Consider the following 16,376-nt stretch of genomic DNA (forward strand, 5'->3'; position numbering starts at 1 on the left):
CCCTGACGGATGACGGCCCGCCGCCGCCGATGCGGCGGATCAGCGCTCGGGACGCGGTGGCGGGCCGCAGTCGAGCACGGCGCCGACGGCGGCTGCGAGCTGGGCGCGGGTGTGCGGCCGGACGGCTCCGGCACGGATCTCCGGGAACAGCAGCGCCCCCGGCAGGCGGACCACGCAGGTGGTGACCGCGTCCACCGCGGCGCCGTCACCCCGGCCCCACACCGCGAGGGCCAGCAGGCGCAGCGTGTCGACCAGGGCGGCGTCGAGGGCCCGCAGCTGGTCGGCGACCGCCGGGGCGACTGCGTCGGTGAGCACGTCGTCGCGGCGCAGGGTGACCAGCAGCCGCGCCGCGTGCGGCATCCGGTCGGCGAACCGGGCCGGCGCGTCGGCCGCAGCGAGCACGGCCCGCCGCCCGCCGCCCGGCGTGGCCCGCGCGGCGACCTCCCCTACCGGCCCGGACTCCTGAAGCGACGCGGCCTCCTGAAGCGGCCCGGCCTCCCGGAGCGGCCCGGACTCCCGGAGCGGCCCGGACTCCCGGAGCGGCCCGGCCTCCCGGAGCGGCCCGGCCTCCCGGAGCGGCCGGTGTGGGCCCGCGCCCAGCGCCTCATCGACGGCGGCCCGCTGCATGGCCAGGAATTCCCTGCCCCGGCGCAGCCAGGCGGCGCCGACGACGGTCTCCAGAGAGCCGAAGGCGTGGTAGATGCTGCCGTTGGCAGCGCCGGCCCGTTCCGCCAGGGCGCGGATGGTCAGGCTGGCCCGGCCGCGTTCGACGATCAGTTCCTCGGCGGCGTCGAGGACGGCGTCAGGCGCGTGAACCCGGGGCCGGGGCATCGGCCACGGCCTCCCTCCGGCGCGGGGAGACCCACATGGTGATGTCGGCATGCACGACCGTGGTGCCACGGGTGTCGACCACGTCGACCGGCACCACGACCTCGCGCGACTCGTCGGCGGCCAGGCCGGTGAGGTCCTCGACGACCGCGACGGCACGCAGGTCGGTCTCGGCCTTGGCCAGGTACGCCACGGTCATGCCCTTGGGGATCCACCGGTGACTGGCCGGGACGCTGACCTCGATGGTGGTGCCCGCGGCGGCCTCGGCCAGGTTGCAGCAGGCGATGGCGTGGAACGTACCGATGTGGTTGTGCACCCCCCACCGATTGCGCGCCGTGACCACCCCACGGCCGGGCGCAAGCTCGGCGAAGTACGGCCGGATCGTCCGGAAGTACGGGGCCTTCCACGAGACCGCCAGCGAGAAGATCCGGCGCCCGAGGGGCCGACCGGCCAGGCGTCGGTACAGGGCCAGCACAGGGGGCTGCGTCGCGCTCATCCGCCCGTCCTCTCGTTCGTCGCAGGCAGGTGCGGCCAATACTAGAGCAGTTGCTCCAGAACGGTGGGTGACCGTCGCCACACAAGACATCTCCGGACGAAACGCGCCACGGTTTTCTTGACTGATTCCAGAAAAGGGTGCACGCTCGGACGGTGCGCACGACGTTCGACGCTGACGCCATGCTCCGGGGGGCCTCCCTGCGCGTCACCCGCCCCCGCCTCGCGGTGCTGACCGCGGTGCACGTGCACCCCCACGCCGACACGGAGACGATCATCCGGGCCGTCCGCGGGGAGCTCGGCGAGGTCTCCACCCAGGCGGTCTACGACGTCCTGCGGGCGCTGACCGCCGCGCGCCTGGTGCGGCGCATCGAGCCGGCCGGCTCCGTGCCCCGCTACGAGTCGCGGGTCGGCGACAACCATCACCACGTCGTCTGCCGTTCGTGCGGCGACATCGCCGACGTCGACTGCGCCGTCGGTGAGACACCCTGCCTGACCGCGTCCGACGACCACGGCTTCGCCATCGACGAGGCCGAGGTCGTCTACTGGGGCGTCTGCCCCGCCTGCTCCACCTCAGCTGCCTGATCCAGGGCCGGTCCACGACGGCGACCGGCATGTCGAGTCCCAAGGAGAGCAACGTGAGTGACAACAAGGGCCTCATCTCGGGCGAGGCGCCCGTCCGCCCGCCGACGGCCAGGTCGAACCACGACTGGTGGCCGAACCAGCTGGATGTGAGCGTCCTGCACCAGAACCCCGCCGCCGGCGACCCGATGGGCGCGGACTTCGACTACGCCGAGGCGTTCAGGACCGTCGACCTCGATGCCCTGAAGGCGGACATCGAGACCGTGATGACGACCTCGCAGGACTGGTGGCCCGCGGACTACGGCCACTACGGGCCGCTGTTCATCCGGATGGCCTGGCACAGCGCGGGCACGTACCGGATCAGCGACGGACGCGGCGGCGCGGGCTCGGGCGACCAGCGTTTCGCCCCGCTGAACAGCTGGCCGGACAACGCGAACCTGGACAAGGCGCGCCGCCTGCTGTGGCCGGTCAAGCAGAAGTACGGCCGGAAGGTCTCCTGGGCCGACCTGATGGTCCTCGCTGGCAACGTGGCCCTGGAGTCGATGGGTTTCCAGACCTTCGGCTTCGGCGGCGGCCGCCAGGACGTCTGGGAGCCCGAGGAGATCAACTGGGGCACCGAGGAGACCTGGCTCGGCGACGAGCGCTACAGCGGCGACCGTGAGCTGGCCAAGCCGTACGGTGCCGTGCAGATGGGCCTGATCTACGTGAACCCGGAGGGGCCCAACGGCAACCCCGACGCCCTCGCCGCGGCCCGCGACATCCGGGAGACGTTCCGCCGGATGGCGATGAACGACGAGGAGACCGTGGCGCTGATCGCGGGCGGGCACACGTTCGGCAAGACGCACGGCGCTGCCGTGCCGGACACGAACGTCGGCCCCGAGCCCGAGGCCGCTCCGCTGGAGGAGATGGGCCTGGGTTGGAAGAACAGCCACGGCACCGGCAAGGGCGGCGACACCATCACCAGCGGCCTCGAGGGTGCCTGGACCCCCACCCCGGTGACCTGGGACAACTCGTACTTCGAGACGCTGTTCAGCTTCGAGTGGGAGCAGACGACGAGCCCGGCCGGCGCCAAGCAGTGGAAGCCGACCGACCCGGCCGCCGCCGACCTGGTGCCCGACGCCCACGACCCGGCGAAGAAGCACGCGCCGATGATGCTCACCACCGACCTCGCGCTGCGCGTGGACCCGGTCTACGAGCAGATCTCGCGCCGCTTCTCCGAGAACCCGCAGGAGTTCGCGGTCGCGTTCGCCAAGGCCTGGTTCAAGCTCACCCACCGCGACATGGGTCCGATCTGGCGCTACGTCGGCAGCGCGGTCCCGGCCGAGCCGCAGATCTGGCAGGACCCGGTGCCCCCCGTCACCCACGAGCTGGTCGGGCCGGCGCAGGTCGCCGCGCTCAAGGAGAGCATCCTCGCCTCGGGCCTGTCGGTCTCCGAACTGGTCGCCACCGCCTGGGCCTCGGCCTCGACGTTCCGGGGCACCGACAAGCGCGGCGGCGCCAACGGTGCGCGCATCCGCCTCGCCCCGCAGAACGCGTGGGAGGTCAACGACCCGGCCCAGCTCACCCGGGTGCTGCGCACCCTGGAGGGGATCCGGCAGGAGTTCAACGCCGGTGCGGGCGCGGTGCAGGTCTCGCTGGCGGACCTGATCGTGCTGGGCGGCGGCGCGGCGATCGAGAAGGCCGCCCGCGACGCCGGGTCCGACGTCACGGTCCCGTTCACCCCGGGCCGTACGGACGCCACGCAGGAGCAGACCGACGAGGAGTCGTTCGCCGTGCTGGAACCCACGCACGACGGGTTCCGCAACTACCTCGGCAAGGGGCACCGGCGGGCCACGGAGCAGTTGCTGGTCGACCGGGCGCAGCTGCTGACCCTGACCGCTCCCGAGCTGACCGTGCTGGTGGGTGGCCTGCGGGCGCTGAACGCGAACACCGGGCAGTCCCGCCACGGCGTGTTCACCGACCGGCCGGGGACGTTGAGCACCGACTTCTTCGTCAACCTGCTCGACGGCGGCACGACCTGGTCGGCGACCGCCGAGGGTGACGCGGAGACCTTCGAGGGCCGCGATGTGCGTACCGGCGCGGTGAAGTGGACCGCCACCCGCGCGGACCTGGTCTTCGGTTCGAACTCTGTACTGCGCGCGCTGGCCGAGGTGTACGCCAGCGACGACGCGAAGGAGAAGTTCGTCCGGGACTTCGTCGCCGCCTGGGTGAAGGTCATGAACCTGGACCGTCCCGCGGCCTGATCCGCTCGAGGCACCGTGCGAGCCTTCCGGCTCGCACGGTGCCCATCGGGTCAGGGGCAGATCTGCCGGGCGTAGTCCACGGTCGCGTCCGCCGCCGAGTACCGCCACTCCGGCTCCAGCACGCTGTCGGCCAGCTGCGCCGCGCCGGTCCGGTCCTCCACGATGTAGCCGAAGTCCTGCAGCCACGCCGGGTACAGGTTCTTCGAGCCGATGTAGAACGCCGCCCCGTCCACCGAGACCACCTTGTGGTGCAGCGCATACGGCTGACCGTCGGCCCAGACGTCCGCGCTGCTGCTGCGGAACGGGGCCAGTTGCAGCCCCCGGCACATGGTGGTGCGCGCGGACTGCTGGTCGCCGGTGAGCAGCGCCAGCCGGTTGCGCAGCGTGTCGCTGACCTCGGCCAGCGACTGGATCTGCGAGTACCCGCCGCTGCCCGCGAGGCCGTGGTTCTTCGGGTCGCTGACCACGATGCGCACCTTCACCCCGGCCGCCAGCTTCGCCGCGAGCGCGTCGTAGAGCCGCACGTCGTAGCGCGGCAGGGGCGGGCAGACCCCGTTGAGGTCCTGCTGGGAGATGTCGATCCGGCTGGTCGCGCTGCCGATCAGCGTACGCAGGGCCGTCTCCTCCGGGTTGACGGCGTCGTACCCGGAGTCGGTGTTGGTGTAGTCGCGCAGCGACGCCGCGCCGCACCTGGTGTCGGCGGGCGGCGCGGGCAGCGGACCCGGGCCGGTGCCGGAGGTGATGCCGATGCCCAGGCCGCCGACCGCCAGCACCGGCACGCTGCCGGTGCCGGGCACCGGGTCCGGGTGGGCGTCGTGCTGCATCGACCCCGGGCACGACGTGCCGGACGAGGCAGCGAACCACACGTACGCCGTGTTCCAGGTACGAGCGCAGGTCCACGCCCACAGCGTGTCGAGGTAGCGGCCGGCGGACTGGGCCGCGGGCCCGGCCACCGCCATGTCGAGGTCGGTCACCGGGTGGGTGGTATCGAGGTAGTCGCCCTTCCAGTCGTTGATCCCGCCGACGATGGCGGTGGCACCGTCGACCACGAGGATCTTCGAGTGGTTCCAGGACAACCCGGTCTTCGAGGTGGTCACGGACGCGACGTTGAGGGAGACGTTCGCGGCGGAAGCGCCGAGCCGGGAGTTCAGCTCGTTGCGGTACGTCGATGGGACGACGTTGAGGCTGTATCCGGGTACCGCGCCGACGAGGACCCGGACCTTGAGCTTGTGCCCGGCGGCGGCGCTCTTGAGGCCGGCCACGATGGCGTCCTGGAAGGCGCCGTCCGGCAGTGGCGCCAGCGAGCTGATGTCGACCGTACTGGTGGCCCTGGCGATGGTGTCGGTCATCGCGGCCAGCAGCCGCCGGGTGCCCTGCCGGTCGGCGCAGCCGGCGTCGCCCCAGCAGCCGGGCGTCTGCAGCACCCAGCCGTCCCCTGCCGCGCCCGTGCCCGGGTCGACCAGGCGGTTGCCGGAGGTGCGCTGCCACACCGATCCGGCGAGCCCCGGGGCCGTCTGCGTCAGGGCGTGTTCCACGGCGTCCAGGTGGGGCGCCGGTACGGCGGACGGCTGGTCGCCGGCCCAGGCGGACAGTGACGTCGCGGGCACGGCCAGCGCACCGGCCAGGGCGATGAGGACGGACGCGCCGATGACCGCGGGCCGCCGGCGGCGGCGCGAGCGATGGATCACGGAAAGGACTCCCTTGCTGAATCGTGATTCGAGGCGCCAGACCGTACCGCCGGGACAGAAACGGTGATCGATCGACCAGGCGGGGTGTAGCGCCCCACACAACGACACAGGGATCGATGTACGCCGACCTGCCGGGACGCACTCGGGACCGGCGGTCGCGGTGGCGCGGGTCACCAAGAATCGGCCGTTAGGGTGCGCATCGGGACCCGCCCGCGGGTCCCCGGCCGAAACACCGAGTGATTAGATTCGGGCTTTTGGACGACGACGTGGACGAGCGGCGACGGGCGAACATCGATGCGGATACTGCTGGTGGAGGACGACCTGCGGGTGGCCGGGGTGATGGCCTCGATGCTGCAGCGCCGGGGCTACGAGGTCGAGCACGCCGCGACGGCCACCGCGGCGCTGGCGGCGGCCCCCGCCGACCTGGTGCTGCTCGACCTGAACCTCCCCGACGGTGACGGCATCGACGTGTGCCGGGCGTTGCGCGCGCGCAACGCACACCTGGGCATCATCGCGGTGACTGCCCGCGCCGAGGAACGCGACAGGGTCAGCGGGCTGCTGGTCGGCGCGGACGACTACGTCGTGAAGCCGTTCTCCATGGCGGAACTGCAGGCGCGGATCGTGGCGCTGCTGCGGCGTACCGACCGGCAGGGGCCGCCGCCCAGCGAGATCGTCGAGGTGGGGCCGCTGCGCATCGACCACGCCGCCCGTACGGTGCAGGTCGACGCCGAACCGGTCACCCTGACCCGCAAGGAGTTCGACATCCTGGCGTCGCTGGCCCGCCGTCCCGGCGTCGCGCTCACCCGCGAGCGGATCATGCTGGACGTCTGGCAGACCACCTGGTCCGGGCGGCACACCCTCGAAGTGCACGTGGCCTCGCTGCGGGCCAAGCTGCGCCGTCCCGACCTGGTGCAGACCGTCCGGGGGGTCGGCTACCGTCTGTGCACCGGGTAGGCGGGGGGCGGCGTGCGCAGGCGACTGGTGATCACGTACTTGCTGCTGCTCTCGATGGTGTTGATCGCCCTCGAAGTGCCGCTGGCGGTCTCGCTGACGAACTCGGAGACCGACCGCGTCGTGGCCGACCGGCTCGCCGACGCGACCCGCTTCGCGTCCCTGGCGGCGCCCGCGATGCGCAGCGGTGAGCTGGAATCGGTCACCGACGAGCTGCGCCGCTACCACGACCTGTACGACGTCGGCACGCTGCTGGCCGACCAGGACCAGCAGGTGCTGAGCGTGTTCGGCGAACCGCTGGCCGACACGGAGGGCGCGGAGACCGCGATGCGGGGCGCGCTGGCCGGCCGTCAGGTCGGCACCCCCGCGACGCTGTGGCCGTGGCGCGACCGGGAGATGGTCGTCGCAGTGCCGGTCAGCGACGGCGGGGCGGTCCTCGGCATCGTGCTGACCGCCTCGCCGACCGGGCACAACCGGCGCGCCATCCTCTCCACCTGGCTGGAGCTGTGGCTCGTCGGGCTGCTGGCGGTGGTCGCCTGTTTCATCGCCGCGCACCGGCTGGCCGGCTGGGTGCTGCGGCCGGTGACCCGGCTCGACGCGGCCGCCCACGACATCGCGGCGGGCGACAACGAGGCACGGGTGCCGCCGGGGGTGGGCCCGCCCGAGCTGCGCCGGCTCTCGGCCAGCTTCAACGAGATGGCCGACGCGGTCGCGGACGCGCTGGAACGGCAGCGCTCGTTCGTCGCCCACGCCAGCCACCAGTTGCGCAACCCGCTCACGGTGCTGCGGCTGCGCCTGGAGGACCTGGGCGACCACATGGCCGACGAGCCGGCGCGGGCCGACCACGAGATCACCCTGGCCGAGACCGACCGGCTCGCGGACGTGCTGGACGGGCTGCTGGCCCTGGCCCGCGCCGAACGCGGCCGCCAGCGCGTCGAGGTGGTCGACGCGGTGGCGCTGACCCTCAACCGCTGGCTGGCGTGGCACCCGCTGACCCAGCGGCGCGGGATCGAGCTGGTCACCGTGGTCCCGGACGAGCCGCGGTACGCCCGGCTGGTGGCCACCGCCCTCGACCAGTGCCTGGATGCGCTGATCGACAACGCGCTGAAGTTCACGCCGGCCGGCGGCCGGGTCGAGGTCGCGGTGACATCCCGCGACGGCGGCGTCGAGGTGACGGTCCGCGACAACGGCCCCGGCATGACAGAGGAGCAGTGCCGGCTGGCGACCGAGCGGTTCTGGCGTGCCCCCGACAAGCAGAACGTCGACGGCGCGGGCCTCGGCCTGTCCATCGTCACGGTGCTGGTCGAGGCGTCCGGCGGACGGTTCACGCTGGCCCCGGCGTGGCCGCGCGGCCTGGCGGCGCGGATCTGGTTCCCGGCGGCGCTCGCCCCGGAGCCCGGACCGGCCGCGCCGTATCACGAGCCGACGGACCAGCAACCGCCGGTGGCGCCCGCAGCCCAGCACGCCCGGATCGGCGACGCCGACGGGGCCGTCAAGGCTTGACCGACTGGTAGTAGCGCGCGGCGCCCGGATGCAGCGGCACCGGCAGGGTCGCGATCGCCGAGCGCGGATCGAGGCGCTCCGCGGCCGGGTGCGCCGCCGCCAGTTCGTCGCGCCGTTCCATCAGCAGCCGGGTCAGGTCGAAGGCGAGGTCGTCGGGCATCGACGCCGACACCACCAGCAGGTTGGGGTTGGCGATGGTCGCCGCGGGCGGGGTCTGGTACGCCGAGACCGGAACGTTGCGCACCACGTACACCTCGCTGTAGGTGCGGCGCAGCTCGCCGGCCCACTTGGACAGGTCGATGATCCGGGCCTTGGCCCGCGTGCTCAGCTGCCTGATGCCCGCCACGGGCAGCCCGCCGGAGAAGAAGAACGCGTCGATCTCGTACGTCGCGAGGGCGCCCAGGGAGTCGTCGAGGTTCAGCTCCCGCCGGTCGATCCCCCCGGTGACGGACATTCCCGCGACGGCCAGCAGCCGACCGACCGTGACGGCCGTGCCCGACCCGTGGGCGCCCACGGACACCGTCCTGCCCTTCAGGTCCTCCAGCGTCCGGATCGGGCTGTCCGCGCGGACCACCAGGTGCAGCAGGTCGTCGTAGACGCGGGCCAGGGCCATGATCCCCGGCGTGGATCCTCCCCCGGAGACCAGCACGTCGGCCTGGGTGAACCCGATGTCCGCCTGCCCGTGGGAGATCAGCTGAACGTTCTCGGCCGAGGCGGCGGTGACCATGACGGTGGCGTCGGTCTCCGGCAGCTCGCGCCCGATGAGGCGGGCCAGGGCGGAGCCGATGGCGTAGTAGGTGGCCGTCGGGCTGCCCGTGGCGATGCGGACCCGGCGACTCTCCGGAGTCTTTCCCACGCACGCCGTAAGCGCCATGGTGGCCATGCCGGTCAGCACCGTGCGGCGCGCTACGGCCCAGGTCCGCAGCGGTCTCGTCTGGAACGTCACCCGTATCCCTACCTGCAGGACATCCCCGTCCGCGCAAGTTTCCCTCAAATGCGGGCCCGCGGTGTACCGGCCGAACGGTCTGATCGGCCACGGTATCCGCAGTCACGGGAAGGGAACTGTCGATGGATCACGATCGGATACTCGCCGGCGCGGCACCCCACGCCTTCGAGGCGGCGTGTCTCATCCAGTGTGCGGACACCTCCCGGCTGCCCGGGCGGCGCCGCCCGGAATGGCGCGACGCGCTCGTCCCGGCGCCCACGGCCGACGCGGCGCTGGCGGAGTTCGACCAGCCCGACGCGGCCGTACGGCTGGCGACGCTGCTGCGCGGCCTGGGCTGCACCGTCGACGTCGAGCAGCACAGCGGCGGCGGCCGGCGGCGCTTCCACGTACACCGGGTGGTGACGACAGAGATGCAGCGCAGCGCGGCGAACGTGCTGATGGCGGCCGCCTGGCGCCAGGGACGTCTGGCGCTGCTGCGCAACGAGACCCTCGGATCCTCGGCACGGGCCAACGCCCGCCGGGCCACCCTGGCCCGGGCCGCGTGGCGGGCCGCCCTGCTGGCCGCCGGACGCCGGCGCCGGGCGGGTCTGCTGGGCGTACGCCTGGGCGATCCGGAGATGGCCGGCATCCTGGTCCGGGCCGCCCGCCTGATGGGGGTGACGGCGCAGATGACCACCCGGCCGGGCTGCCTCCAGGTGACCGTGCCCGCAGGTATTACGCTGCTGCTGCCCACCGTCGCTGCGGCCGGGGCGCCCGCGACACCCGCCGAATACGGGCAGAGCCACGCGCTTCAGTCACTGATCAACCGGCCCGCGCCGGTGCGCCACTCGTCCACCCAGATCGTCGACCGGCACCCCGCCCGGGCCCGGGACATGGTCCTGCCACCCCACCGCTGAGCCTTCCCACCACTGCTGCCTCTCCACCGCCGGCCCCCGGGCCGCTGACCCTTTCCCACCGCTGGCCGCCACGCCACCGACCGTGCGCGTGGCCGGCCCTCGTGTGGGCGGCCCTCCGCGGGGCGGAACCCTCGCGGGCCGACCCCCTGCGCACCCGTTTCCGTGCGCACCATGCCTCCGCGCGCCCGATCCCGCGCGCGCGGATCCTGCACGCTCCCGAACCCTTCGCGCGCGCGATCCCTGCGCGCCGATCCTTCCCGCTCCCGACCCTTCACGCTCCCGACCCCATACGCTCCCGACCCTTCACGCGCTCGATCCCTTGAGCGCTCGAACCTTGTGCGCTCGAACCCTTGCGCGCTCGATCCCTTGCGCGCTCGAACCTTCACGCGCGTCGATACCTTCCCGCGCCCGACCGTTCGCGTGGCTGACCCGCTCACGGGCACGCCACCACGGCCGGGCGCCCGGCGGCGCGCGCCCTTTCACGCCTCGATCACGGAGTCGATACATGCAGAGAAGACACGTTCTTGCGCTCGGCACGCTGGCGGCCACCGGTGCGGTGGCCGCCACCGCGCGGCAGGCCGCCGCCGCGGACGAGACACCGGCCGCGCCGCCGCCCGAGCACCTCCACCAGCAGGCGGCGAGCGCCGGCCCGGTCGTGGATCCCGACGTCGAGTCCTTCACCGTACGGATGCCCGTGCCGCGCGTGCTGCGGCCGACCCGCGTGCACGGCGACCACGACTATTACGAGCACGACCTGCGTCCCGCCGATGTGGACATCCTGCCGGGCCGCAAGACGGCGGCGCTGACCTACGGCGGCTCGTTCATCGCGCCGACGATCCGGGTCAAGGCCGGACGCCGCGCGAAAATCAAGTTCACTAACCGGCTGGCCGAACCGGCCAATGTGCACCTGCACGGCGGCCACGTGGCACCGGACAGCGACGGGTACCCGATGGACCCGATCGCGCCCGGCGCCTCCCGCGTCTACGACTACCCGAACCGGCAGGCGGCCACGACGCTGTGGTACCACGACCACACCCACCACATGGAGGCCGAGCATGTGTATCGGGGGATGCACGGCTTCTACCTGATCGAGAGCGACGCCGAGAAGCGGATGGGCCTACCGTCCGATGAGTACGACGTACCCATCATGATCCGCGACGTCGCGTTCGACGCGGACGGTCAGATCGCCTTCGAACTCGGCAACGACCCGGACGTCACCCGGCTGGTCCCGCTGGCCAACGGCAAGGTACGGCCGTTCTTCCCGGTCGCCGCCCGCCGGTACCGGTTGCGCATCCTCAACGCGTCCAACCACCGCAGGATCCACCTGACGCTCGGCGCACCGATGACCCAGATCGGTAGCGACGGCGGGCTGCTGCCGCGCCCGGTGCCGCTGTCCGAACTGGTGCTGTCCCCCGCCGAACGCGCCGACGTGGTCGTCGACTTCCGGGGCCGGGCGGTCGGTACGCAACTCGTGCTCGACTCGAAGGATCTGGGCCCGATCCTGCGCTTCGACGTGACCCGGCGGGCGCACGACACGAGCAGGGTGCCGCCGGTGCTGCGGGCCATGCCGCCGCTGGCCCCGGCCGTACGGGAACGGGAGATCGTGCTGGATCTGGGGCCGGAGCAGCGGTCGTTCGTCATCGACGGCAAGGTCTTCGACCCGGACCGGGTCGACGCGGTCGTCACACGCGGCACCACGGAGATCTGGACGATCAAGAACGCGACCACCGTGTTCGGCCCTGTCGACCACGTCTTCCACATGCACCTCGTGCAGTTCCGGGTGCTCGACCGCGACGGCGCGCCGCCGCCGCCCGGCGAGACCGGCTACAAGGACACCGTCTTCATCCCGGGCAGCACCTCGGTCCGCGTCGAGGCCACCTTCGCGGACTTCGTCGGCCGGTACGTGTACCACTGCCACATGATGGAACACGCGTCGATCTTCGGGATGATGGCGCAGATGGAGATCGTCCCCTGAGGAAGCGGCACTACTAGGAGTTTTCCGGTCGCCGGTGCGCTTCGCTCACAGGCGACCGGAACTACCTAAGGACGGGCAGCGAACGTGAGCATCGCCGATGGCACGACGACGAGTTGGATCCGCCGGTTCCGTACCGGGCCGGATCAGGACCGGCGCCTCGTGTGCTTTCCCCACGCGGGCGGCGCGGCCACGTTCTTCCACCCCGTCGCGATGCGGTTCGGGCCGGCGGTCGACGTGGTGGCACTGCAGTATCCGGGCCGCCAGGACCGCCGTGCCGAGCCGATGATCCCCGACATCGCGTCGCTGGCCGACCGGATCACCGACGAGCTGGTCCGGCTCAGCGACAGACCGACCGTCTTCTTCGGTCACAGCATGGGCGCGGTGCTGGCCTTCGAGACCGCGTGGCGGCTGGAGCAGCGGGGCACTCACGTACCCCGCACGGTGATGGTCTCCGGCCGTCGCGCGCCGTCGGCGCGCCGGCCGGACCATCAGGTGTACCTGCGCGACGACGAGGGGCTGCTGGCGGAGCTGAAGCTGCTCAACGGCACCGCCATGAACCTGATGGAGGACGAGGAGGTCCGCCGGATGACCCTGCCCGCGGTCCGCAACGACTACCGGGCGATCGAGACGTACCAGTGTGTTCCCGGCCGGGTGACAGCGGCGGCGATCACGGCCCTGACCGGTACGGACGACCCGCAGACCACCGTGGCGGAGGCGGCGAAGTGGCGCGAGTTCACCACGGGCGGGTTCCGGCTGGCGTCGTTCCCGGGCGGCCACTTCTTCCTGGCCGAGCAGCCCGGCCCGGTGCTGGACGAGGTGGGACGCGAACTCGCGCAGCTGGGCACCCCGGCGCGGTAGTCACGCGCGGGACGAGGGGGGCCGTCGCCTTGGCGCCGTCCGGGGCGGCCGGGTCACCCGAGTCCGACGTCGACCCGCACCGGCCGGTGATCGGTGCCGACGGCCGCCCGCACGGCGGCATTCGCGACGGTGACACCCGGCCCGGCCAGCACGTGGTCGAGCTGCAGGAGCGGCCGCTGCGCGGGAAAGGTACGCCCCCGCACCACCGGCCGGTACGGCCGGGCCAGCAGCACGGTGGGCCGGAACATGTTCAGATCACCGCCGATGACGGTCGGCGGACCACCCGTGCCGAGCCCGGCCACGAGGCGGCGCAACTGCCGCGGGCCGTGCAGCACCCGGTGGGTCAGGTGCACATTGACCACGCGCAGCACCCCGGCGTCCAGCGGGATCTCGACGACCTGCGCGGCGCGGTCGCCGACCACGTCGCGCGGGGCCGCGCCAAGGTCGACGGTGGCACACTCCCGCAGCGGCAGGCGGCTCATCACCGCCAGCCCCCAGGCTCCGGTCTCGTCGGGCGCCGGACCGCTGACGATCTCCAGCTCGGCCATGGGCACGTCGCCGGTCAGCGCCAGTTCCCCGTACGTGGAATATCCGCAGTCCGCGGCCGCCGCCCGGGCCAGGCTGTCGGCGCCCTGCCGGCACCAGTTCTCCTGCACCAGCAGCACGTCCGCGTCGAGGGCGGCGACCGCCTCCTTGACGGAGTACGGCCGGCCCCGATGGTCGAGTCCGCAGTGCAGGTTGATGCTCGCCAGCCTGAGTGCCACGGCGACCGATCCTATCCGCGAGCCCCGCGCCCTCACCGACGAGGCCACGGCTCGCTCCGACGTTCGGCAAAGGAGTCACGTGAGACACCTGATCGACGCCCTCGCCGCCGAGGACGTCTCACCCGAGGACATCGCCGCACTGCCGGTGCCGGACAGCTACCGGGCGGCCGTGGTGCTGGCCGACGAGGCGGAGATGTTCGCCGGGATGGACACCCGCGACAAGGACCCGGCCAAGGCGCTGCACCTGCGCGAGGTGGCCACCCCCGAGGTCGGGCCGGACGAGGTGCTGGTGGCGGCGATGGCCAGCAGCGTCAACTACAACACCGTCTGGTCGGCGATCTTCGAGCCGATGCCGACGTTCGGGTTCCTGCGGCGCTACGCCCGCACGGTCGCGGGTGCGGCGAAGCACGACCAGCCGTTCCATGTGGTCGGCTCGGACCTGGCCGGCGTGGTGCTGCGCACCGGGGCCGCGGTGCGCAACGTCAAGCCGGGCGACCGGGTCGTGGCGCACTGCCTGAACGTGGAACTGACCGAGCCGGAGGGCCACGACGACAGCATGCTCGACCCCGAGCAGCGGATCTGGGGCTTCGAGACCAACTACGGCGGCCTGGGTGAACTGGCCCTGGTCAAGGCGAACCAGCTGATGCCCAAGCCGCCGCATCTGAGCTGGGAGGAGGCGGCCTGCTCGGGGCTGGTGCACTCCACCGCGTACCGGCAGCTGGTCTCGCCCAACGGGGCCCGGATGAAGCAGGGCGACGTGGTGCTGATCTGGGGTGCCGCGGGCGGCCTCGGCTCGTACGCGACGCAGCTGGTCCTCAACGGCGGCGGCATCCCGGTCTGCGTGGTGTCCAGCCCGCACAAGGCCGATCTGGTCCGCGCGATGGGTGCGGAGCTGGTCGTCGACCGCCGCGCCGAGGGTTTCCGGTTCTGGTCCGACGAGTACACCCAGGACCAGCGGGAGTGGAAACGGTTCGGCGCGTGCGTGCGGGAGCTGACCGGCGGCGAGGACCCGGACATCGTGTTCGAGCATCCCGGCCGGGAGACGTTCGGCGCCAGCGTGTACGTGGCCCGGCGCGGCGGGACGATCGTGACGTGCGCGTCGACGTCGGGCTACGAGCACACGTACGACAACCGGCACCTGTGGATGCGGCTCAAGCGGGTCGTCGGCACCCATTTCGCGAACTACCGCGAGGCATGGGCGGCGAACCGGCTCATCACCCGCGGCATGGTGCACCCCACCCTGTCGGCGGTGTACGAGCTGGCCGACACGGGCCGGGCGGTGAACCGGGTGCACGCCAACCGGCACGACGGCAAGGTCGGTGTGCTCTGCCTGGCCCCCGAGGAGGGTCTCGGGGTCGAGGATCACGAGCTGCGCGCACGCTACCTGCCGCAGATCAACCGGTTCCGCGCCTGACTCGGCGGACGCCCCGCGCACCCATGGGTGTGCGGGGCGTCGGTCCGGCGGGCGACCGCGTCAGGAGTAGAACTCGCGCACCCGGGCGATGATCGTGTCCTGGTCGGACTCGCTGAGGTCGGTGTACGTCGGTAGGTACAGTCCCGCCTCGGCGTAGCGGTGCGCGTTCAGCGTCGGCCAGACCGGGTCGTGGTACATCGGCTGGCGGCTCATCGGCTTGAAGAACAGCCGGGTCTCGATGCCGTGCCGGGCGAGGTGCTCGCGCAGTTCGTCGCGGCGCTGCGCCAGCAGGTCGTACATCCACAGCACGTCCCGGCGCGGCAGCAGGGTGATCCCGTCGATCCCGGTGAGCCCCGCGTCGTATCCGGCCTCGACCTTCGCGCGCCGGGCCAGGATCTCGTCCAGGTTCTCTGTCTGCGCGAGCGCGACCCCGGCCTGCAGGTTGGTCATCCGGAAGTTGTAGGCCAGCTTCTTGTGCAGGAAGTTGTGCTCCCGGCTGAACGCCATGCCGCGCAGGTGAGCCATCTGCGCGGCCAGATGCGCGTCGTCGGTGAGGCAGACGCCACCCTCCCCCGACGTGATGATCTTGTTGGCGAACAGCGAGAAGCAGGCGATGTCCCCCACCGGGCGCACCCCGTGCGCCTCGGCGGAGTCCTCGACGACCCGCAGGTTGTACTCGTACGCGATGTTCATGATCGCGTCCATGTCGCAGCGGCGGCCGTAAATGTGCACCGGCATGATCACCCTGGTACGCGGGGTGATCTTCTCCTCGATCCGGCGTACGTCGATGTTCAGGTCGTCACCGCAGTCGACGAACACCGGCGTCGCGCCCATGTAGGTGACCGCCCACGCGGAGGCCACCATGGTGAACTCGGGCACGATCACCTCGTCGCCGGGCCCCACGTTCAGGGCCCGCAGGGCGAGCGTGAGCGCCGCGGTGCCCGACGAGCATGCCACCCCGAAGGCGCTGCCGTTGTACGCGGCGAACGCCTGCTCGAAGCGGGGCACGAACGGGCCCTGCGACGAGATCCAGCCGGACGTGACGGCCTCGCTGACGTACTCGAGCTCCCGCGCGGCGAGGAACGGCTTCGAAACCGGAAACGCGAACGTCATGGCAGTCCTTGGTGTTCGGCGAGGGGATCCACGGCGACCCTACGGCCGCGGGCGCTAGGCGAATCCCTGGAACGGCGCCGCTTTCCGGGCCGGTGGGCAGGCCGTCCCACCGGCACCCATGCG

Annotated in this window: 14 protein-coding genes; 8 read left to right on the forward strand and 6 right to left on the reverse strand. The window is 72.2% G+C overall.

Annotated elements, in window-relative coordinates:
* Positions 1 to 39: 39 nt before the first annotated feature.
* Both ACMCNN_RS15755 and ACMCNN_RS15760 read right to left on the reverse strand, forming a co-directional pair.
* A complete protein-coding gene (locus tag ACMCNN_RS15755; protein ID WP_412746961.1) occupies positions 40 to 831 on the reverse strand; it encodes a helix-turn-helix domain-containing protein in 792 nt (263 codons plus the stop codon).
* Complete coding sequence (locus tag ACMCNN_RS15760) at positions 803 to 1,324, reverse strand: hotdog fold domain-containing protein (protein ID WP_412746962.1); 522 nt, start codon at positions 1,322 to 1,324, stop codon at positions 803 to 805. The genes ACMCNN_RS15755 and ACMCNN_RS15760 overlap by 29 nt, the downstream gene beginning before the upstream one ends.
* 179 nt (positions 1,325 to 1,503) lie before the next feature.
* Between ACMCNN_RS15760 and ACMCNN_RS15765 the strand changes: the two genes are divergently transcribed.
* A complete protein-coding gene (locus ACMCNN_RS15765) occupies positions 1,504 to 1,905 on the forward strand; it encodes a Fur family transcriptional regulator (protein WP_412747182.1) in 402 nt (133 codons plus the stop codon).
* Between the two features lie 29 nt (positions 1,906 to 1,934).
* The gene (katG, locus tag ACMCNN_RS15770) at positions 1,935 to 4,145 is read left to right on the forward strand and encodes a catalase/peroxidase HPI (RefSeq protein WP_412746963.1); all 2,211 of its coding nucleotides are present in this window, start codon (positions 1,935 to 1,937) and stop codon (positions 4,143 to 4,145) included.
* Between the two features lie 50 nt (positions 4,146 to 4,195).
* Here katG and ACMCNN_RS15775 read toward each other — a convergent pair whose 3' ends face one another.
* Positions 4,196 to 5,833 carry a phospholipase D-like domain-containing protein gene (locus tag ACMCNN_RS15775; protein ID WP_412746964.1) on the reverse strand — a complete coding sequence of 546 codons (1,638 nt, stop codon included), beginning with the start codon at positions 5,831 to 5,833 and terminating at the stop codon, positions 4,196 to 4,198.
* Between the two features lie 294 nt (positions 5,834 to 6,127).
* Between ACMCNN_RS15775 and ACMCNN_RS15780 the strand changes: the two genes are divergently transcribed.
* A complete protein-coding gene (locus ACMCNN_RS15780; RefSeq protein WP_412746965.1) occupies positions 6,128 to 6,787 on the forward strand; it encodes a response regulator transcription factor in 660 nt (219 codons plus the stop codon).
* A gap of 12 nt (positions 6,788 to 6,799) precedes the next feature.
* A complete protein-coding gene (locus ACMCNN_RS15785; RefSeq protein WP_412746966.1) occupies positions 6,800 to 8,287 on the forward strand; it encodes an ATP-binding protein in 1,488 nt (495 codons plus the stop codon).
* On the opposite strand, the gene ACMCNN_RS15790 is transcribed toward ACMCNN_RS15785, so the two are convergent.
* Positions 8,277 to 9,170, reverse strand: a complete 894-nt coding sequence (locus ACMCNN_RS15790; RefSeq protein WP_412747183.1) for a TAXI family TRAP transporter solute-binding subunit — start codon at positions 9,168 to 9,170, stop codon at positions 8,277 to 8,279. The genes ACMCNN_RS15785 and ACMCNN_RS15790 overlap by 11 nt on opposite strands.
* A 185-nt stretch (positions 9,171 to 9,355) precedes the next feature.
* On the opposite strand from ACMCNN_RS15790, the gene ACMCNN_RS15795 reads away from it, so the two are divergent.
* From ACMCNN_RS15795 to ACMCNN_RS15805, 3 genes are all read left to right on the forward strand, one after another.
* Positions 9,356 to 10,129 (forward strand): hypothetical protein, encoded by a 774-nt coding sequence (locus ACMCNN_RS15795; protein WP_412746967.1) that lies wholly within the window; start codon positions 9,356 to 9,358, stop codon positions 10,127 to 10,129.
* Between the two features lie 505 nt (positions 10,130 to 10,634).
* Positions 10,635 to 12,104: a multicopper oxidase family protein gene (locus ACMCNN_RS15800; RefSeq protein WP_412746968.1), complete on the forward strand. Its 1,470-nt coding sequence runs from the start codon at positions 10,635 to 10,637 to the stop codon at positions 12,102 to 12,104.
* A gap of 84 nt (positions 12,105 to 12,188) precedes the next feature.
* A complete protein-coding gene (locus ACMCNN_RS15805; RefSeq protein WP_412746969.1) occupies positions 12,189 to 12,962 on the forward strand; it encodes a thioesterase II family protein in 774 nt (257 codons plus the stop codon).
* Between the two features lie 53 nt (positions 12,963 to 13,015).
* Here the strand turns inward: ACMCNN_RS15805 and ACMCNN_RS15810 are convergent, their stop codons facing one another.
* Complete coding sequence (locus ACMCNN_RS15810) at positions 13,016 to 13,726, reverse strand: endonuclease/exonuclease/phosphatase family protein (protein ID WP_412746970.1); 711 nt, start codon at positions 13,724 to 13,726, stop codon at positions 13,016 to 13,018.
* A 79-nt stretch (positions 13,727 to 13,805) separates the two neighbouring features.
* On the opposite strand from ACMCNN_RS15810, the gene ccrA reads away from it, so the two are divergent.
* Positions 13,806 to 15,140 carry a crotonyl-CoA carboxylase/reductase gene (gene ccrA, locus ACMCNN_RS15815; RefSeq protein ID WP_412746971.1) on the forward strand — a complete coding sequence of 445 codons (1,335 nt, stop codon included), beginning with the start codon at positions 13,806 to 13,808 and terminating at the stop codon, positions 15,138 to 15,140.
* Between the two features lie 60 nt (positions 15,141 to 15,200).
* Here the strand turns inward: ccrA and ACMCNN_RS15820 are convergent, their stop codons facing one another.
* On the reverse strand, positions 15,201 to 16,253 hold the full coding sequence (locus ACMCNN_RS15820) for a DegT/DnrJ/EryC1/StrS family aminotransferase (RefSeq protein ID WP_412746972.1): 1,053 nt from the start codon (positions 16,251 to 16,253) through the stop codon (positions 15,201 to 15,203).
* Positions 16,254 to 16,376 lie beyond the last annotated feature (123 nt).

It is taken from the genome of Krasilnikovia sp. MM14-A1004 (assembly GCF_047159485.1).
Classification (GTDB): domain Bacteria; phylum Actinomycetota; class Actinomycetes; order Mycobacteriales; family Micromonosporaceae; genus Actinoplanes.